Origin of the sequence: Hyphomonas sp. L-53-1-40 (assembly GCF_000682775.1) — a bacterium.
In the GTDB taxonomy this organism is placed as follows: Bacteria; Pseudomonadota; Alphaproteobacteria; order Caulobacterales; family Hyphomonadaceae; genus Hyphomonas.
The window spans coordinates 35462-54541 of sequence record NZ_AWFI01000003.1 but is presented as its reverse complement, the minus strand read 5'-3'; the positions used below and the strand labels follow the sequence as shown (position 1 = coordinate 54541).

The following is a 19080-nucleotide window of genomic DNA, read 5'->3' as shown; positions in this document are numbered from 1 at the left end:
CTCATTCCACCCAGTCCGGCGGGGCGACCTTGGTGTCATCGCCGCCCATGTCAGGCTGCGGATGGCGGGCCAGCAGCTTCTCGACAATCGCATCGGCGACCCGGTCCGCTTCCCGCAGGGCCGGATAGCTCCATGTTTCCAATGTGCCTCCGAACCAGCGAGCCGCGCCATGATCGATCAGGCTCTGGTGCAAGCTGTCGAATTTCTTGGAGCGACCTTCCAGACGCGCGATGTGGATTGGCAAATCATGCCAGGCCGCATCGGACAACATGTTGGCACTGTCCTCTGTCACGATGGCGCAATCGGAAAAAACCAGCCATGCGAGATAGGGATTGTCGCCATCTTCCGGGCCGGCCCAGAATCGGGCTCCGACTTCATCCGCCATCGAACGGAACCTGGATACAATCGGCACAGGCGTGCGGCGCGATGTTGTGATCCGCAGACGCCAGCCTTGCCCCGCCAGGATGCGAAGCTGGGATTCAAGACGCTCGGCAGCAGAATCGGTAAATGTATGTGTGCGGGAGTTCCCCCCCAGAATGACGATCGCGCTCTTGTTGCGCTCGTCGGCCAGATCGGCAAAGGATTGGCCCGCATCTTCGATCAGATCAGGGGCAAAATAGGATGGCGAACCGATCGTCTGAATGACATTCGGGCCGTTTGTCTCGTCATGCGCCGGCGTGACCAGAAGGTCGAAGTTTTCTGAGGGAATCCTTGGGTCGAGGATTTGGACTGTCAGCGTTTTTCCGCCGGACAGTTCCCGCACGGCACGAGTCAGGGCAGCTGAACGACGGCCCGCAGCAATCCAGATCGTTGGCCACGGAGGCGATAGCAGGTCGCGCTGATTCTTCGGCAGTGAAGCCAGGGGAGACGGCCATTTGTCCGCAGGCAACAGGGTCCACGGCAAGCGTGGGCTCAGCGTCAGAGGTTCGGAGCGGTGCGATTCACCATTAATGTGAGCAATCTGAATCCATCGCCGCGTATCACCCAGTGCCTGCAGCACTGCGCGAACCTGAGCAGCATTGCCTGCGCGGCCGTCCGAGACCGCCCAGACGGATGGTCCGAGCGACCCCGCCTCTGCCATTTACAGGTACTCGACCTTGGCAACTTCGTAAGCGCGCGCTCCGGATGGGGCGGCCACTTCGGCTTCGTCGCCTTCTTCCTTGCCGATCATTGCACGAGCAATTGGCGAGGTGACGGAGATCTTGCCGTCCTTCACATTGGCTTCGTCTTCGCCAACGATCTTGTACGTGCTCTCTTCTTCCGTATCGACATCAATCAGAGTCACAGTCGCGCCAAAGCGCACCTTGCTGCCACCCAGCTTGGAGACGTCGATCACGTCCGCGCGGGCAAGCTTGTCATCGATCTCGGCGATGCGGCCTTCGATGAAGCTCTGCTTCTCCTTGGCAGCGTGATATTCAGCGTTTTCGGACAGATCACCATGCGCGCGCGCTTCCGCGATCGCCGCGATAATATTCGGGCGCTCAATGGATTTCAGCGTCTTAAGTTCTGACTGAAGCGCAGCATGGCCTTCAGCGGTCATGGGAATGCGTTCCATCTGTGTCACCTCTATTGTTGGCGGCAAAATCGTTGTCTTAATTGGTAATGGCGTCAAGTGGGGCTGATCAGGCCGATTGCAAGGCGCGCACCGAGATTTCCCGGTCTTTCATGCTTTCAATGGCCTGTACCGAGGCAATTGAGGAGGCCAGAGTTGTGAAATACGGAATCTTCCGGTTTACGGCCGTCCGGCGAATGGATGCTGAATCTGCAAGCGATGCTGCACCTTCGGTCGTATTGAACACCAATTGTACATTGCCATTGATCATGGCGTCCAGAATGTGCGGCTGGCCTTCCAGAACCTTGTTGATCCGGCTCACTTTCAGGCCTTCACCCTCCAGAAAGGCTGCGGTCCCGGCGGTGGCGAGGATCGAAAATCCGAACTCCGTAAGCTTTCGAATCGCTGGAACGATGGTCTTCTTGTCGGAATCCCGCAGAGACACGAATACCGTTCCTGAGTCTGGAAGATGGACTCCGACGCCAAGCTGGCTTTTCAAGAAGGCCATGCCGAAATCATCATCCCAACCCATGACTTCGCCGGTCGAGCGCATCTCCGGCCCGAGTTGCGGGTCCACACCGGGGAAACGGGCGAATGGGAACACGGCTTCTTTCACCGCCACGCGCCGCGGATTGGCTTGGGTCAGGTCGAATTCTGTTAGGCTCATGCCCGCCATTACCTTCGCCGCAATTCCGGCAATCGGGGCACCAACAGCTTTTGCAACGAAAGGCACAGTCCGGCTGGCGCGGGGATTGGCTTCCAGCACGTAAATTTCATCATCCTTGACGGCAAATTGAATGTTGATCAGGCCGCGTACTTTCAAGGCGCGGGCAAGGGCGATCGTTTGCTCGGCCAAGCGCCCCTGCAGTGCAGGCGAAAGCGTATAGGGCGGCAGGGCACAGGCAGAATCGCCCGAATGGACGCCTGCTTCTTCGATATGTTCCATGATGCCGGCGACGTGCACATTCTCGCCATCGCACAGAGCGTCCACATCCACTTCAATCGCATCGGACAAATACCGGTCAATGAACAGCGACGCATCACCGGAATCCTTGGCGACGCTCAGGGCTTCGGCCGCGAATTTACGCAGGTCTTCATCATTGCGGGCGATTTCCATGGCCCGGCCGCCCAGCACAAAGGACGGTCGCAGCATGACCGGATACCCGATCTCGTTGGCTTTGACTTCGGCTTCTTCGACAGAGCGGGCCGTGCGGGATGGCGCTTGCTGGATGCCGAGATCATCGAGCAGGGCCGCAAATTGCTCACGGTCTTCGGCGAGGTCGATGGAGGCCGGGCTGGTGCCAAGAATTGGCACGTTTTCCTGGTCAAGCGTGTTGGCGAGTTTCAGCGGCGTCTGGCCGCCGAATTGTACGATCACCCCGTTCAGCGTGCCGGCCGATTGCTCTTTGTGGATAATCTCCAGGACATGTTCTTCCGTCAACGGCTCGAAATAGAGCCGGTCAGATGTGTCATAGTCCGTGGACACCGTTTCCGGATTGCAATTGACCATGATGGACTCGATGCCGATGTCATCCATCGCGAATGCGGCATGACAGCAGCAATAGTCAAACTCGATGCCCTGACCGATCCGGTTGGGGCCGCCCCCAAGGATGATCGCCTTGTTGCGGTCTGATGGGAGGGCTTCGCATTCCGCTTCGTCGGCGCCAAACACAGGCTGTTCATAGGTGGAGTAAAGGTAGGGGGTCTTCGCGGCAAACTCGGCTGCGCATGTATCGATACGTTTGTAGACCGGGCGCACGCCGAGGCCGTGGCGTGCATTGCGGATTTCCGCTTCGCCCTTGCCGGCCAGCTTGCCGAGGCGCTTGTCAGAGAAGCCGAGCATCTTCAGGCGCAGCATGCCTTCATGGTCGTCAGGCAGGCCATCCTTCAGGATGCCAGCTTCAACCTCCATCAGTTCCGCGATCTGGCGCAGGAACCATTTGTCGATAGAGGTGATTTGATGAACTTCGTCCACGGATAGACCCTGACGCAGGGCTTGCGCCACTACGCGCAAGCGGTCCTGTGTCGGCACGCCGAGCGCCGTGCGCAAATCAGCTTCTGTGTCGAATGCGATATCATCAAGCCCGGACAGGCCGGTCTCCAATGAGCACAGGGCCTTCTGCAGACTTTCCTGGAATGAGCGACCAATCGCCATGGCTTCGCCGACGGATTTCATCGCCGTGGTCAGTACGGGGTCGGCGCCCTTGTACTTCTCGAAGGCAAAGCGCGGTATCTTGGTGACAACATAGTCAATTGTCGGTTCGAACGAGGCAGGGGTGACACCTGTGATGTCATTGTCAAGTTCATCGAGCGTGTATCCCACGGCCAGTTTTGCGGCGATCTTGGCAATCGGGAAACCGGTGGCTTTCGAGGCAAGCGCAGAGGAGCGCGACACACGCGGGTTCATCTCAATCACGACGAGGCGGCCATCCGCGGGGTTGACCGCGAACTGGACGTTAGATCCGCCCGTCTCTACGCCAATCTCGCGGAGCACCGCGATCGAGGCGTTCCGCATGACCTGGTATTCCTTGTCGGTCAGCGTCAGCGCCGGCGCGACCGTGATGGAGTCGCCAGTATGGACGCCCATCGGGTCTATATTCTCGATGGCACAGATAATGATGGCATTGTCCGCTGTGTCGCGGACCACTTCCATCTCGTATTCTTTCCAGCCCAGCAGGCTTTCATCGACCAGGATCTGCGCCATGGGGGAGGCAGCAAGACCGGACCGGCAAATTTCTTCATACTCTTCGACATTGTACGCAACGCCGCCACCGGTGCCGCCGAGCGTGAAGGCCGGGCGGATGATGGCGGGCAGGCCAACTTCGTCCAGCGCGGCCATGGCGCGCTTCAGGCCTTCGATCCGATCATATTTGCCGTCTTCATTCTTCGGAGACGCGATGATGGCGGCGCGGGGATTTTCGAGACCGAGCCGATCCATCGCTTCGCGGAACAGCTTGCGGTCTTCGGCCATCTCGATGGCTTCGGCCTTTGCGCCGATCAGCTCCACGCCATGCTTTTCGAGGATGCCGGCATAGTGGAGGTCCAGCGCGCAATTGAGTGCGGTCTGGCCACCCATGGTCGGGAGCAGGGCATCCGGCTTTTCCGCCTCGATAATCTTTTCGACAACTTCCGGCAGGATGGGCTCGATATAGGTTGCGTCAGCGAGCTCCGGATCGGTCATGATCGTTGCCGGGTTCGAATTGACCAGGATCACCCGGTAGCCTTCGCTTTTCAGCGCTTTGATCGCCTGCACGCCGGAATAGTCGAATTCGCAAGCCTGCCCGATGATGATCGGACCGGCACCAATAACCAGGATAGAGCGGATATCCGTGCGCTTCGGCATGTTGCTTTTCTCCTACCGGCCAAACGGCTGCTCCATAGCTGGGAGTCGGGGGCGGGGGCAAGACTAAAGGGGTGGGTTTCCGTTATTAGCTGCAATTGACTGTCGCGAGGCGATCAGGCTGCAAGCTCAGAGCGCTCCATTATGGACAGTCGAATGCTCATGAACCAGGTGCCAACCACCTGTGATTTTCTCCCAGATCTGAGAAACTGCCTGCGTCTGGTTCATCACCCCGTCTTCATGGGTGATGCCGCTCAGCTCGGTGAAGAAGTTTGCGGCGGCCATGCCTTGGGTGCGGCGCAAATTGATTGCGGATACGATGCTGATATGCCAGCGCTTGAACGTGTCTTCCAAAACCGGCTGCCACAGCTGACGATACTGGGCAAGGTTTTGGCTTATCGCGACGTCGCTGCCAAAATCACTAAGCAGGCGGATACACCCAGAGCCTGTGAGGGGTATGGCTTCTCGGTCGGCATGGCCTTGCGGCCAACAGCTGTACCAGGCGCGGATCCTTTCACGGATCGCGCGATCATCTGGCGCAATCCACGGGTCGTCTGAAGCAGTTTTGTTAAGGGGCGTTACCCGTCCCATGAAGTCTCTCCTGTCTAACATAGGTAAAAGGGAAACGCGTTGTCGCGCAGGGCGTTCCGATTTTGGACGGGGAGAGACCGGGGTGATTTGGCGGCGAAACTGTGCCGCGAAAGACAAAGCCCCGCATCCAATGGATGCGGGGCTCACCATCACTTTAGTGCCTCGGCTGCTTACCAGCGCGAGCTGTCATAGGGATAGCGGTCATAGATGTCAGCGCGACCATCGCCATCCGCATCTTTTTCGTCAGCCTGATCTTTGACGCCAGGCATGTCGCAGTCTTCCGACTCCGTGCAGCCCTTTGCTGCGCCAGCAGTACCGCCCAGAACGGCGCCAATCGCGGCCCCGCGTTGTGCGTCGCCATCGCCGACATTATTGCCGATCACGGCACCTGCGGCTGCGCCAGCAGCAGCGCCATAGGCAGCGTTGCGTTCCGTGGTGCCGGTTTGAGTGCAGGCAGCCAGAGCGAAGGCGCTGGCACCAATCGCGGCGAGTTTCAGATAAGCGGTCATGGGACATTCCTTTCCGTTGTGTACGGGTCAGAAACGTCTCCTTGATGGCTTGGTTCCGTTGGAATTCAGAGGCTTACGGGATGGTAATGCCGTTTGCCGCTCAGCTCCAGCGCTTGGCAAGTTTCTGGTCGGTCGAGCTGGCATCCTGCTTCGCGGCGCCCTGGTACCCGGTGATCGAATCCGCCACGAACGGATTGCTTTGACGCTCCTGGCCAAACGTGGACAGAGGACCATGACCCGGTACGAACCGCATTTCATCGCCGAGCGGCCAGAGCTTGCCGGTGATCGAATCGATCAGCTGCTGATGGTTCCCGCGCGGGAAATCGGTCCGGCCGATTGAGCCCTTGAACAGGACGTCGCCAACGAAAGCGAGCGCGCCTTCTTTCTGATAGATCACAACATGGCCCGGCGTATGGCCTGGACAGTGTGCGACGCCGAATTTTGTACCAGACAGCTCCAACTCGTCGCCATCATGAAGATACTTGTCCGGGGTCACATTGCGGCCATCAGTGATGCCGTATTTGGCGCCTTGGGCTTCCAGTTCATCCAGCAGCCACTGATCGTCCTCGTGGGGCCCAATGATCGGGCAGCCCGTGCGCTCCGACACTTCGGTGGCCGCGCCAGCATGATCCAGATGGCCGTGGGTCAGCCAGACGCCGATGATTTTCACACCGAACTGCTCTGCTGCGCCCATCAATTTGTCGACTTCGCCGCCTGGGTCGATGAAGACACCTTCCATTGTGTCTGTGGACCAGATCATTGACGTGTTCTGTTGCAGCGGCGTCACGGGAATGATGCGGATTTCGAGCTTTGGCTGGGGAGCTTGGTCTGTCATGCCTCAGAAATAGCGTCCGGATGGCTCCGCGTGAAGGTGTAAGCGTGCTTTCCCTTGCGACGGGTCTTGGTTTAAACGGTTTACCAAGCAGATTTGACGGAGATTGCCCATGCGCCTGCCGCGACACGCCTATGGCCACAAGACCCGCAGCAGCGGGATTGGTGGCCTCCTGCGCAGCCGGTTCAGCCTGATCCTTGTCGGCTTGTTCCTGCTGTTCCTTTATTGGCAAGCCAATCAGACCGAAGTGCCGTTCTCGGGCCGCAAACAGCTCAACACAGTCTCGATCGAAAAAGAGGTGGAGCTGGGTCAGCAATCCTATGTCCAGATACTGAATCAGGAGCAGCAGCAGGGGAATGAAGTCCTGTGCGCAGATGGCAACAATTGCGACGGCACAGAGGCTGAATACACTCAGGCCGTTCGAGAGATCGGCGCACGCCTCCAGCGCGCCGCAGTCGAGCTGGAACAGGATCTCTTGCGCCAAGGCGCTTCCTTTACCCCGGTGGCCGACCAGTTTGACTGGACCTATTATGTGGTCGACTCTGACACACCGAATGCTTTCTGCCTGCCGGGTGGGTATGTTGCTATCTATACTGGCATTCTCGACATCACAGGAAACTATGATGGCAAGGTCGACGCCGAGGATATTAGCGATCTCGACAAGTTGGCTGTGGTGATGGGGCATGAGATTGGCCATGCCCTGGCCCATCATGGCGCTGAGCGGGTCAGCCAGCAACGTATCGTCCAGTTCGGGCAAATCGCTGTTGGCGTTGGCCTTGGCGACATGGACGCCTCCCAACAACGCGCCATCATGCAGGCTTTCGGCATCGCGGCCCAGGGTGGCATGCTCGCCTATTCGCGCAAGCACGAGACGGAAGCCGACAAGATCGGGCTCGATCTGCTGGTGCGCGCCTGTTACGACCCCCGCGAAGCGCCAGATCTTTGGGAGCGGATGGGCCAGATTGGCGGTGGCCAGCGTCCACCGGAGTGGATGTCGACACATCCGGCATCCGAGACACGTGCCGAAAATTTCCGGAAATGGATGCCGGAGGCGGTTGCGGAATATGAGCGTCGCTGCGACCCGCTGGGCTAGGCGCTGTCCTCGTCGCCGCGCAGGCGGTCAATGATCGCGTCGCGCCAGCTCTCCGGCATCAGGAACAGCGCCCACGCGCCTGCCTCGTAGTGTGCACGTCGCCAGATATCCAGCGGATTGTACCCACCATTGGGACAGGCGGCGAGCGCCTTGGCCTGCTTGCCCGGATGGCTGGCATAGATGGCCTTGGCGCGCAGGACATGCATGCAATTGGAAATGAAGACGATCTTCCCGCTCTCCGAGGCGCTGGTGGTGTTGGCGAGGTTTTCCAAGCCGGAAATTGTATCGCGGCTCTCGACATCCGCGCTGACCTTCGCGGCCTGGCCGGACCGGCGCGCCGCGAGCAGGGCCATTTCCTGGCTGCCGAGACGGCCTTCCTGGGGGCGATGACCCCCCACCACTTTCAACTGGTCCAGTTTGCCCGCTTTCAGCAGGGCGACGCCCTTGTCGACGCGCGCAGAGGCATCGGACACATTGTCGGTATAGAAGATGATCCCGCGTCCCCCCGCCAATTTGCCAGTTTGGTCTGAAAGCCGGGTGACGCCCCAGAAAAGAAGCGTCGCGGCGAGGTCCACGAGGACCAGCCAGATCAGCAAGGTTCGGATGCGTCGAATCACAGCCGCTATAATCACCAACTGGCCCCGGCCTGCTAGAGCCGAGCCGCAACAATGACTACATATTTGCAGTTTCAGCCGGTGGGGCCAGCCGGCTCCAGAGAAGCGAGATAATCTTTCACAGGCGTGGTGATCTGGTCTGGCAGGTCATCCAGCGCAAACCAGCCGCATCCGCCATGTTTTTTCGGTTCCATGACACGTGGTTCGCCGGACACGATGCGCGCCGAATAGACCGGCGCAACCCAGTGCTTGCCATCGCCCTTGTCGATGGTCTCGGCAATGCAGGCGAGGCCGGTCAGTTCAATGGTGACACCGAGTTCTTCTTCGATTTCGCGTCGGGCGGTGTCCTCGGCGCGTTCGCCAAAATCGATCTTGCCGCCGGGTAGGCCCCATGCTCCCGCTTCGGGTTGCTTGAGACGTTGGATAAGCAGTAGGCGACCGTGCGCATCGCGAATGGCTGCGCCGCAACCGGCGCCGGGAAGGGAGTTAGAATCAGTCATGCTTTCGAGTTTACAGGGCCGTGGCGCGATTGGCAGGGCGAAATTGGAACCGTGGCCCGCCGGACCGCATTGCGTTTCTTCACAATTCAACTAGCCTTTGAGGCGCTACTGGAGATGTTCGGCATGGCCTACACAATCACCCGCACACTGGATGGCATCACGCTCGAAGAAGCCGACAAGCGCACACGCGCAGCGCTGTCCGCCAAGGGGTTTGGGGTTCTCACCGAGATTGATGTCCAGGCGACGATGAAGAAGAAGTTGGATGCCGACATGGCGGGGTACCGCATTCTTGGCGCGTGCAACCCGGACATGGCCTACGAGGCAATCAAGATGGAGCCCAGGGTCGGCGCGATGCTGCCTTGCAATGTCATCCTGCGTGAAGTCGACGACGGCATCGAGATCAGTGCGATTGACCCGGTCGCGTCCATGCAAGCGATCGCGAACGCGGAACTCCATGCCGTGGCCGGGCAGGTGCGTGACATGCTGGCGGAGGCACTTGAGGCGATCTAGCCGATTAGAACAGGTGAGGGGAAAAACATGGCAAAAGTGATTGGGTTGGGTGGACTGTTCTTTCTTTGCAAAGACGTGGATGCGACGCGGGCGTGGTATACGCGGGTACTCGGTGTGCAGATTGACGAATATGGGGGCGCGAGTTTCTCCCAAGCGGACGCTGCTGCAAAATTCCCGCAAGGGGCACGTACGATCTGGGCGCCATTCAAGGCGGAAAGCGACTATTTCAAACCTTCAGACAGCGACTTCATGATGAATTTGATGGTCGATGACCTCGACGCCATGATTGAGCAAATCAAGGCTGTGGGTGTTGAATTGGAAGGCGAGCCCATGACGGAAAGTTATGGAAAGTTCGCCTGGATCGTGGATCCTGATGGCCGCAAGGTCGAACTTTGGCAGCCCATTGAGGCGCAACCCGCGACCTGAAGCGGTAAATCTCAGAACCAGCCAGCCACCTGTCCCCACGGGACAAACATGACTGTGATGGTAAGGGCTGCAGCTGTTGCCGCGAAGCCGGCCAGCATCAGCGCACCATCCTTGGCGACGAGTGCTAAACCGAACAGAACAATCGCAACACCTGGCGCTGCGACGGCGAACGGCACGAGTTCCAGCGGGATCATCAGCATGGCGAGCAGGGAGACCGCGACAGCGGCCAGATAGGTAGCCACACTTCCCGTTGCCCAAGCGAGCCGCTCGGTGATCATGCGATCAATGCGCTCCAGCCAGGGTTTCACCTTGTCTTCGGCTTCTTTGAGTTTTGAGGTTTCTATGGATCGCTTTTCAACGAAGGACGGCATCCAGATATGGTCGGCACCGAACAGGATCTGAATGCTGAAAAGCAGGATGATAACCCCAATCACCGCTGGTAGGCCGGGTATTCCGCCAAGCGGTGGCAAGACGACCAGAAGGCCCAGTAATGTGATGATAGGACCAAAGGATCGGTGCCCGAACATGTTGAGCAGATCCCCAACCGAAATTGTGCCTTCGCCACCTTCCTCGATGGCGGTCTCAAGTACGTTTTCCAGCGGGTCGCTCTGTGATGCAGGCATGGCCTTCCTCTTGGTTACTCACGGTAACGCATCAAGTCGGCCAGGGTTCGCTCCCCGCATAAAAAAGAGCCGCCTGGCATGACACCAGAGCGGCCCGAGGAGAGGTCTGCTATTCAGGAAAGTGCGTTAGCGTGCGGACTTCTTGCACGCTTCAATATCGTCGGCTTCCAACTCGGAATTGGAGTTTCCGTAGGAGATGATTTCGCCGGCCTTTTTCGCAATCTTCTTGCAATCGCGAACAGAGGCTTTCTTGCGGTCGAGGTCGCCTTTGCAGACAGTGCCTTCGCAAAGCCAGACGGTACCGATGGCTACGACCTGACCCTCTTCGACGGGGGCGGCTGTTTCAAAGGTGAATGTGGTGGCGAAAGCTGGCGCGCTGAGCGCGAGGAAGGCTGCGGCGGTGAGAGCGGAACGGATCATGGGAGGATACCTTTCGGTGGGTGGACTTCAAAACAGTGTCGGACCCTAAGCGTCCGTTCGCACTCAATAGCGATTACTGACGAAAACGTCAATCATTCAGCCTTTCTGGCCTTGGTGACTAGTTCGCGTCAGCCAGAATGCGCCTGTTCAGGCCAGAACGCGACACATAGGCTTCGGTCAGCTTCGGGTGGTCAATCTTGTTCACAGCTTGCGCGATAACCTGCGAGACGCACGAATCATCGACACGGGGTGCCTGTGAGACAGGGGCATCGTAGCGGCAGATGGAATCTGCCTGCATTTGCAGGGAATCCAGAACAACTCCGGCCCCGGCACGAGAGTGCAATGCGCTGTTATCATACTGGATTTCTGCTGACACAGTCTGGGCAGGATCTGCCATGGCAGGGGCGGCATAGGTGAGGCCGGCAAGACCGGCAGCGACAACGATAAGAGAGAGGCGGGAAGACGGCATGGGAGGAAACCTTCTTGCAGTTGCGGTCGGTGGTGACCGTAAAGACAGAATATGATCATTGAATGAAAAGTCAATTGTTCAATGATTATATTTTTGTTTCAATCCTGCCGTGGCGGCATAAATTGCCGCGCGGTTTCAGTGCGGTAGTCTCGACGGTGGAAATGAGATCGCCGCCGAGGCGACCGCCCAGGAGGACAAAGCATCATGGATTTCAATATCCCGCAGGACATCGCCGATTATCTGACCGTGCTCGACCAGTTCATCGAGGACGAGATCAGGCCGCTCGAACAGCAGGACGACAATATCCGCTTCTTCGACCATCGGCGCGAATGGGCCCGGACTGATTTCGAAAATGAGGGCCTGCCGCGGCCCGAATGGGAAGATTTGCTGCGCGAAGCCAAGCGCCGTGCCGACAAGGCCGGACACCTGCGCTATGCGTTGCCGAAGGAGTTCGGAGGGCAGGACGGCTCGAACCTCGGCATGGCAATTATCCGCGAGCATTTCGCCAAACAGGGCCTCGGCCTGCACAATGACCTCCAGAATGAACATTCCATAGTCGGCAATTTCCCCCAGATCCTGATGCTGCGCGACTTCGCCCGGCCGGATCAGAAGCATCTTGCCGAAGACGCTTTGAACGGGAAGTTTCTCGCTTGTTTCGGCCTGACCGAACCTGATCATGGGTCCGATGCGACCCATATGGAAACCCGTGCGGTGCGCCAGAAGCGCGACGGCAAGGATGGCTGGCTGATCAATGGCGAGAAGATGTGGATCACCGGCATGCATGTGGCCACGCACATCATGATGTTCTGCCGCACAAGTGGTGAAGATGGCGACGCCAAGGGCATCACCTGTCTTCTCGTACCGGCGCGTGATCCCGGCGTCATCATTGAAGAATACATGTGGACCTTCAACATGCCGACCGACCATCCGCGCCTGACCATCAAGGATGTCTGGGTGCCTGAAGATGCCGTGTTCGGCCCGCCGGAAGGGGGCCTCGCCCTGGCCCAGCATTTCGTGCATGAGAACCGTATTCGCCAAGCCGCGAGTTCGGTGGGCGCCGCGATGTATTGCATCAATGAGAGCGTGCAATATGCCCGTGAGCGCAAACCGTTCGGCAAGCCGCTTGCGACCAACCAGGCGATCCAGTTCCCGCTTGTGGAGCTCGCCACCGAGGCCGAGATGCTGCGCCTGCTGATCTTCAAGACGGCCTGGGAAATGGACCAGATGTCCAAGCCGGACGTCGCGATCCATCTCTCCGACAAGGTCTCCATGTGCAACTACCGGGCAAACCGGCTCTGCTGCAATGCCGCCGACCGGGCGATGCAGGTGCATGGCGGGATGGGCTATTCGCGCCACAAACCCTTCGAGCATATCTATCGCCACCATCGCCGCTATCGCATCACCGAAGGCTCGGAGGAGATCCAGATGCGCAAGGTAGGCGGCCACCTCTTCGGCTTCATGGGCCCCAACAAGCACGGCCAGGCCAAGGGCGAAAAGGATGCCAAGGGCAAGAGCACCGAGCCCACCGATTTTGCGGTGCGGTAGGCGCAGCAGAAACTTCCCCTCCCGCGCGAATGGTTAATGATAGCGTAACTATCATTAGGCATTTCTCGGCTGATCCAGATTGAATCAGGCGGGAAGGGAGACGGGCATGTCTCTGCTCGAACGAGTAATTCGCGGCCATCGGTGCCGCTCCACGCACCATTACATCGCGATGGACGCGCTGTCGCTCATTGCCTCTGAGGAGGCCGACAAGTGGAAGGACCTGTTCCTGGTTCACCACGAGCACCTGCTCGAAGGGGCCAAGGCGCCGGATTCCAAGTTCAAGGATTTCCGCAATCATGTCCTGCACATTTCCGAAGGGGAGTGGGGCGGCGCGCCGGGCAAGGCGATGGAATGGTATGCGACGGCCGTCGACCATCTCCGTCGCAAGCAATGGAGCAAGGCCGCCTATGCGTTCGGCGTACTCAGCCATTACTACGCTGATCCGATCCAGCCCTTCCATACCGGCCAGACCGAGGAAGAGGGCACGATGCACCGCGCGGTGGAGTGGAGCATCGCCAAATCCCGCGACAAGATCGATGGCCGCATCGAGACGCTTGGCTATCCGGATGTGCCGGTGCCGGATGGCGCAGGTTTCATCGCCGACATGGTCCGCAACGGCGCGCGTCTGTCGCATCCCCACTACCAGACCTTCATCGACCATTACGACCTCGAAGTCGGCGTGAAGGACCCGCCCGCCGGGCTGGACGAGACCATGTTCGATGCGATCGTGGAACTGGTCGCCTATGCCACGGCCGGATTCGGCGCGATCCTCTCGCGCGGCATTGCGGAGGCTGCCGTCAGTCCGCCCAAGACCAATCTGACCCTTCAGGGTTACATTGAGACGCTGGATATCCCCGTGCGCTGGGTGACGGCGAAACTGTCAGATGCTGCTGACAAGCGCACCGTGACGCGAATGTACAAGGAATTCCAGAAAACCGGAAAAGTTATCCGTACCCTGCCGGATGACGACAAGGAAATCCGCAAGCTTCACGCAAAACAAGTTTTGCGCGTTCCGCTGAAAGAGCTGAACAAACAGGAGCTTGGCCCTATAGGTTCGAAGAACAAGGCGGTCGAGGAGCGCTTGCTGACCGCACTGATCGAGGATGAGGCCGAGATCGCCGCTGAGGCGACCGTCATTGAAGAGGATACGGTCGAGGAGGCTGTAATCGAAGCGGCGCCAACCGACGAAGCACTTGACCCGGCCGAAGCAGAAGCGCCGCTGGCCGAGGAAGCCCCTCCGCCGAAGAAAAAGGCTCCCCCAAAGGCCGAAGAGGTCCTGTTCGAGCCGGAGCCCGAAGCTGCAGCTCCTGCGCCTGTCACCGATGATCTTGGCGAGGAGTCCGGTGACATCGCCCGCCGCAGCCGCATCACCCGAGAATCCCCGGTGGTCGAAGCGCCAAGCATCGGCAAGAAAACGGCCAAACGCCTGTCGCGCGCGGGTATCACTACAGTGGGCGACCTGCTGGATTGCGATACGGAGGAAACCGTCTTCCTCGTCGATGTGGCCTATATCGATATCGACACGCTGAACGACTGGAAGGACCAGACCATCTTGATGATGGAAGTGCCCGGCCTGCGTGTGCACGACGCCCAGATCCTGGTCGGCGCCGGCATCCGCAACCGCAAGGAACTGGCCGACGCGCCTGCGCGCACCCTGTTCATGTTGGCGAGTGAGTTCCTGCAGACTCCTCAAGGTGACCGCGTGATCCGCGATGATGACTACCTCGCCGAAGAGGAAGTCGAACAGTGGATCGATATGGCGAAGACGGGCAGCTAGAGCGGCGCAAACTCCGCCGTGAAGTGGCGCATCATGGGCGGTTCTTTCACGATCTTCAGGCCGCGAATGTCATCCTTGCGCTTGGCGAGTTCCTCGAACACTTCGACGATATAGTCCGCATGCGACTGGGTGTAGACGCGGCGCGGCATGGCAAGACGGACAAGGTCCATCCGGGCGGCCTCTTCGGTGCCGTCCGGCTTGCGGCCGAACATGACCGTCCCGATCTCGCAGCCCCGAATGCCGCCTTCCTGATAGAGCGCACAAGCCAGCGCATGGCCGGCGGGATATGTGACAGCCACTCCCGCGCATCCACGAACACCGCATGGCCGCCCGCCGGCTTCATCACCGGCACGCTCAGCGCGTCCAGCCGCTCGGCAATATAGGCATTGGTACGTACGCGGTAGCGGAGATAGTCCTCATTCACGATCTCGGTCAGCCCCTGAGCGATCGCGTCGAGATCACGGCCCGCAAGGCCGCCATAGGTCGGGAAGCCTTCAGTCTGGATCAGGCGCGTGCGGGCCTGTTCGGCGAGCGCGTCATCATTCAGCGCCAGCCAGCCGCCAATATTGGCGAAGGCATCCTTCTTGGCGCTCATCGTCATGCCGTCGGCCACGTCAAACGTGTCACGCACGATCTCCTTGATCGAGCGGTCTTGCTGGCCGTCCTCGCGCAGCTTGATGAACCAGGCATTCTCGGCGAACCGGCAGCCATCGATGAAGAAGGGCTTGCCATGTGCATGGGCGATCTCGGCAGCGCCGCGAATATTGGCGAGGCTGACCGGCTGGCCGCCGCCTGCATTGTTCGTGATCGTCATCATCACGCCGGGCACCGCGTCGCCGCGTTCGCTCATCAGCTGGGCGAGGGCGTCGAGGTCTATGTTCCCTTTGAACGGATGGTCGAGGGAGGGGATCTTGCCTTCGGCAATAGGCAGGTCCAGAGCCTCAGCGCCTGCCGCTTCGATATTGCCGCGGGTCGTGTCGAAATGTGTATTTGACGGAATGACATGACCGCGTTTGGCAATCAGCGAGAAGAGGAGGTGTTCTGCCGCGCGGCCCTGGTGGGCCGGAATGATGTGCTTGAAATCCATCAGATCCTTCACGGCCGCTTCGAACCGGTAAAAGCTCGGCGCACCGGCATAGCTCTCATCGCCGGTCATCACCGCGCCCCATTGCGCCGCGCTCATGGCCGAGGTGCCACTATCGGTCAGCAGGTCGATCAGCACGTCATCCGAGTGCAGCTTGAACAGATTGTATCCCGCGTCTTTCAGCAGGCGCTCGCGCTCGTCACGCGTGGTCATGCGGATCGGCTCGACCGATTTGATACGGAAGGGTTCGATAATGGTCTTCATCTGTCAGCACTCCTGGCTCTGAATGTCCTGGGGGGTGCCGACAGCGGCGCACACACAGGACTTATCCTGCGCCGCGGTTGTCTCGTCTTCGTCACGCGACCGCGCTCAGCGCCTGTTGTGAGATGGGTCGAATATCACGTAGCCAGCCCACCATGCAAGATGCCGCGCAGGGCGCTCGTCAATCGTCAAACACGTCCGACAGGGCCTTGTCCATTGCCAGCAGGGCCACGCCGAAGAACAGCATGTTGATCCCGGCCAATATGCCGATGGCCCAGGCCGCTGTGCTGGGCAGGCCGATCAGGATCAGCGCGCCTGCGATGATGCCGGCAAGGCCTGCCACGATCAGCATGGTCTTGCTGTTGCCGCGCAGACGCGGGCTGTTGGAGGCGAGGGCAAGCTGGACCCCGCCCTGGATCACGAAGGACACGCCAAGGATAATGGTGAAGGAGATGAGCCCGATCCACGGGAAGACCAGCAGACTGATCCCGCCAGCAAGGAAAAGCAGGCCCAGCAGCAAATGCTGCGTGCGCCCTTCCAGGCTCGGGCGCCAGGCCCACCAGAGATGCGCGGCGCCCGCAAAGATGATCAGATAGGCGAGAATGAAATTGTAGGAGAGCCCGGCAATATACGGGAAGAGAATTGCCAGCGCCCCGAGAATAACAAAGACGATGCCTGCGATTTTCATGTGATCAGTTCCCGGTCAAATTCAGACCAGTCCAGCCTATCATGTCCTGCCATGCGCTTGTACCGGACTGTGCCGTATTGACTACGCGCGGCGCGCCTGCATGGGCGTCTCGCCGGGCCGCAAGGTCAGGACTTCAACACCGGTTTTCGTCACCGCAACCGTATGCTCGAATTGGGCGGAGAGCTTTCCGTCATTTGTCACCACCGTCCACCCATCAGCCTCTGTCGAAACCTGGCGCGTGCCCAGATTGATCATGGGTTCGATGGTAAAGACCATGCCTTCGCTCAGCTTCAGGCCGGTGCCCGGCTTTCCGAAATTGAGAACCTGTGGATCCTCATGCATTTCGCGGCCAATGCCGTGCCCACAATATTCCCGTACGACAGAACAGCCATTTTTCTTGGCATGGCGCTCAATTGCGAAACCGATATCGCCAAGGTGCGCGCCGGGACGTACCTGTCCAATGCCTTTCCACATGGCTGTCTCCGCGATCCGAACAATTCGCTTGGCGGTGGCTGAGACATTTCCGACCATGTAGGTCTTGCTCGAATCCGTGATGAAGCCGTTCTTTTCGAGGGTGATATCAAGATTGATGATATCGCCATCCCGGATGATCTCATCCGAACTGGGCACGCCATGACACACGACATGATTGATTGAGCAGTTCAGGACGAATTTGAAGCCATACTGCCCTTTGCTCGCGGGGCGTGCGCCAAGATCTTCGGTGATGAAGCGGTCGACCAGATCATTGACCTGTAGCGTCGACATGCCAGCCAGGTCCTGCTGGTCCAGCATTTCGAAAACGGATGCCAGCAGTTTGCCAGAGATGCGCATCAGCGCGATCTCGTTCGGCGTCTTTACCATGTCAGGCGACCTTCAGGTCGGCCAAGGGCGCATCGGCCGCTTCGAGCTGCATCTTCACAATGTCATTAAAAGAGAGCGTTGGATTGGCTTCGGCGAGCCGGCCGATTTTAATCCAGAATTCGGCTTGCGCATTGATGGATCGACACATGACCCCGCTCGCCCGCCGGACTTCCTCATGCAGGTCATTGTCGATCTTCACGATACCCATATTTGCCCTCGATATGAAACATATACAAAACGTATACGTTTTGTATATGTGTGCGTCAAGCGAACCTTGATGCTTTATCGGGGCGAGAGGCCTGCCGCTGTGTAGATTGCGTCGATCGCGGCCATGTTGCCAACCGCGTCGGCGCCACCGGTCAGCGGCACGGCGCGTCCGGCCATCACGTCCATGACATGGGCCAATTGGTGCTCATAGGTGATCATGCCGTCGGTCGTCTCGGTGCGCTCGTGGCCGCCTTGCCGGATGGTGATCTGGTGGCCGCGATGCGGGTGTACCGGGTTGAGCAAGGAGACACAGCCATCCTGGCAGACGATTTCGAGCCTGATATCGCGGTCCACATCTTCGGCCATACTGCATTCCACAATTGCTGACGCGCCGCTTGAAAAACCGAGATGTGCCTTGGTGCCGATATCAACACCGGGCCGGTCGCACTGCGCACTGGCCGACAGCACATCGGGTTCTGCGTCCGCAAGGGTGCGGATCATGTGGACCGAGTAGCAGCCCAGATCCATTAATGCGCCTCCACCGAGTTCCAGCGTATGGCGCAACTCGCCCTCGCGATACGGGATCGACACATTGAACACCGCCTCCATGGTCTTGATCGCGCCGAGGTCTCCGCTGCGCACGATTTCCAGAACGCGCAGGAAAGCCGGGTGGAAGCGATAATGAAACGCCTCGATCAGTGGCTTGCCGGCCCGGTTGGCGGCGTCGACCATGCGCGTGGCTTCGGCGGCGTTCATGGCGAAGGGCTTCTCGCACAATACCGCCTTGCCAGCTTCCAGCGCGGCGATGGTCAGATCGGCATGGCGATGCGGGGGCAGGGCGTTGTAGATCAGGTCGACATCCTTGCGGTGCACCAGCGCGTCGTAATCGGTCTCAACATGCGCGATGCCGTTCGCTTCGGCATAGGTGCGTGCCTTGTCCGCGTCGCGCGCTGCCACGGCGACGATTTCGCAATCATCACGTTTTGCAGCGGGCTCGATGATGGCCTTGGGGCCAATCTTGGCGGCGCCGAGTATGCCGATACGGATCATGAAAACTCCTTGGGACGTACGGATGAGGGGGCAAAGGTAAATGATTTGGGGTGGTTTGTTTACCCGGCCCTAATGCATCTTAACGCTCTTGGTCGCATTTGCCTTGCACAGCAATGCGCCCGGTAACC

Annotated in this window: 20 protein-coding genes and 1 pseudogene; 5 read left to right on the top strand and 16 right to left on the bottom strand. The window is 59.2% G+C overall.

Going from position 1 to position 19080, the window contains the following annotated elements; all coding sequences use genetic code 11:
- Position 1: 1 nt before the first annotated feature.
- From L53_RS04780 to L53_RS04755, 6 genes are all read right to left on the bottom strand, one after another.
- Positions 2 to 1081, bottom strand: a complete 1080-nt coding sequence (locus L53_RS04780) for a mitochondrial fission ELM1 family protein (RefSeq protein WP_051607593.1) — start codon at positions 1079 to 1081, stop codon at positions 2 to 4.
- Positions 1082 to 1555 (bottom strand): transcription elongation factor GreA, encoded by a 474-nt coding sequence (gene greA, locus L53_RS04775; RefSeq protein WP_034812620.1) that lies wholly within the window; start codon positions 1553 to 1555, stop codon positions 1082 to 1084.
- Positions 1556 to 1622: 67 nt separating this feature from the next.
- Positions 1623 to 4895 carry a carbamoyl-phosphate synthase large subunit gene (carB, locus tag L53_RS04770; RefSeq protein ID WP_034812618.1) on the bottom strand — a complete coding sequence of 1091 codons (3273 nt, stop codon included), beginning with the start codon at positions 4893 to 4895 and terminating at the stop codon, positions 1623 to 1625.
- A 126-nt stretch (positions 4896 to 5021) separates the two neighbouring features.
- Positions 5022 to 5483 (bottom strand): nuclear transport factor 2 family protein, encoded by a 462-nt coding sequence (locus L53_RS16950; RefSeq protein WP_156947824.1) that lies wholly within the window; start codon positions 5481 to 5483, stop codon positions 5022 to 5024.
- Positions 5484 to 5653: 170 nt separating this feature from the next.
- Complete coding sequence (locus L53_RS04760; protein ID WP_034812615.1) at positions 5654 to 5992, bottom strand: glycine zipper domain-containing protein; 339 nt, start codon at positions 5990 to 5992, stop codon at positions 5654 to 5656.
- A gap of 100 nt (positions 5993 to 6092) precedes the next feature.
- Complete coding sequence (locus L53_RS04755; RefSeq protein ID WP_034812611.1) at positions 6093 to 6827, bottom strand: MBL fold metallo-hydrolase; 735 nt, start codon at positions 6825 to 6827, stop codon at positions 6093 to 6095.
- Positions 6828 to 6936: 109 nt separating this feature from the next.
- On the opposite strand from L53_RS04755, the gene L53_RS04750 reads away from it, so the two are divergent.
- The gene (locus tag L53_RS04750; RefSeq protein ID WP_034812608.1) at positions 6937 to 7917 is read left to right on the top strand and encodes a M48 family metallopeptidase; all 981 of its coding nucleotides are present in this window, start codon (positions 6937 to 6939) and stop codon (positions 7915 to 7917) included.
- Here L53_RS04750 and L53_RS04745 read toward each other — a convergent pair.
- Both L53_RS04745 and L53_RS04740 read right to left on the bottom strand, forming a co-directional pair.
- A complete protein-coding gene (locus tag L53_RS04745) occupies positions 7914 to 8534 on the bottom strand; it encodes an ElyC/SanA/YdcF family protein (RefSeq protein WP_198019742.1) in 621 nt (206 codons plus the stop codon). The genes L53_RS04750 and L53_RS04745 overlap by 4 nt on opposite strands.
- A 71-nt stretch (positions 8535 to 8605) precedes the next feature.
- Positions 8606 to 9031, bottom strand: a complete 426-nt coding sequence (locus L53_RS04740; protein ID WP_034812681.1) for an NUDIX domain-containing protein — start codon at positions 9029 to 9031, stop codon at positions 8606 to 8608.
- Positions 9032 to 9154: 123 nt separating this feature from the next.
- On the opposite strand from L53_RS04740, the gene L53_RS04735 reads away from it, so the two are divergent.
- Positions 9155 to 9541, top strand: coding sequence for a DUF302 domain-containing protein (locus L53_RS04735; RefSeq protein ID WP_034812679.1), 387 nt, complete (start codon positions 9155 to 9157; stop codon positions 9539 to 9541).
- Positions 9542 to 9568: 27 nt separating this feature from the next.
- Positions 9569 to 9967, top strand: a complete 399-nt coding sequence (locus tag L53_RS04730) for a VOC family protein (protein ID WP_034812601.1) — start codon at positions 9569 to 9571, stop codon at positions 9965 to 9967.
- Between the two features lie 11 nt (positions 9968 to 9978).
- Here L53_RS04730 and L53_RS04725 read toward each other — a convergent pair whose 3' ends face one another.
- The 3 genes from L53_RS04725 to L53_RS04715 form a co-directional block, all read right to left on the bottom strand.
- The gene (locus tag L53_RS04725) at positions 9979 to 10590 is read right to left on the bottom strand and encodes an exopolysaccharide biosynthesis protein (protein WP_034812599.1); all 612 of its coding nucleotides are present in this window, start codon (positions 10588 to 10590) and stop codon (positions 9979 to 9981) included.
- 126 nt (positions 10591 to 10716) lie between these two features.
- The gene (locus L53_RS04720) at positions 10717 to 11010 is read right to left on the bottom strand and encodes a hypothetical protein (RefSeq protein WP_034812597.1); all 294 of its coding nucleotides are present in this window, start codon (positions 11008 to 11010) and stop codon (positions 10717 to 10719) included.
- 118 nt (positions 11011 to 11128) lie between these two features.
- Positions 11129 to 11479 (bottom strand): UrcA family protein, encoded by a 351-nt coding sequence (locus L53_RS04715; RefSeq protein WP_034812594.1) that lies wholly within the window; start codon positions 11477 to 11479, stop codon positions 11129 to 11131.
- Positions 11480 to 11683: 204 nt separating this feature from the next.
- Here L53_RS04715 and L53_RS04710 point away from each other — a divergent pair, with 204 nt between their 5' ends.
- Both L53_RS04710 and L53_RS04705 read left to right on the top strand, forming a co-directional pair.
- On the top strand, positions 11684 to 13024 hold the full coding sequence (locus tag L53_RS04710; protein WP_034812591.1) for an acyl-CoA dehydrogenase family protein: 1341 nt from the start codon (positions 11684 to 11686) through the stop codon (positions 13022 to 13024).
- Between the two features lie 106 nt (positions 13025 to 13130).
- Complete coding sequence (locus tag L53_RS04705) at positions 13131 to 14801, top strand: DUF4332 domain-containing protein (RefSeq protein WP_034812590.1); 1671 nt, start codon at positions 13131 to 13133, stop codon at positions 14799 to 14801.
- Here L53_RS04705 and L53_RS04700 read toward each other — a convergent pair.
- From L53_RS04700 to L53_RS04680, 5 genes and pseudogenes are all read right to left on the bottom strand, one after another.
- Positions 14798 to 16149: pseudogene (locus L53_RS04700) on the bottom strand (tryptophanase). The gene L53_RS04705 and the pseudogene L53_RS04700 sit on opposite strands and share 4 nt — an antisense overlap.
- A gap of 178 nt (positions 16150 to 16327) precedes the next feature.
- Positions 16328 to 16834, bottom strand: coding sequence for an HdeD family acid-resistance protein (locus L53_RS04695; RefSeq protein WP_034812587.1), 507 nt, complete (start codon positions 16832 to 16834; stop codon positions 16328 to 16330).
- A gap of 81 nt (positions 16835 to 16915) precedes the next feature.
- Positions 16916 to 17695, bottom strand: coding sequence for a type I methionyl aminopeptidase (map, locus tag L53_RS04690; protein ID WP_034812585.1), 780 nt, complete (start codon positions 17693 to 17695; stop codon positions 16916 to 16918).
- A 1-nt stretch (position 17696) separates the two neighbouring features.
- Positions 17697 to 17903, bottom strand: a complete 207-nt coding sequence (locus L53_RS04685) for a ParD-like family protein (protein WP_034812582.1) — start codon at positions 17901 to 17903, stop codon at positions 17697 to 17699.
- A 74-nt stretch (positions 17904 to 17977) separates the two neighbouring features.
- Complete coding sequence (locus tag L53_RS04680) at positions 17978 to 18952, bottom strand: Gfo/Idh/MocA family protein (protein WP_034812578.1); 975 nt, start codon at positions 18950 to 18952, stop codon at positions 17978 to 17980.
- Positions 18953 to 19080 lie beyond the last annotated feature (128 nt).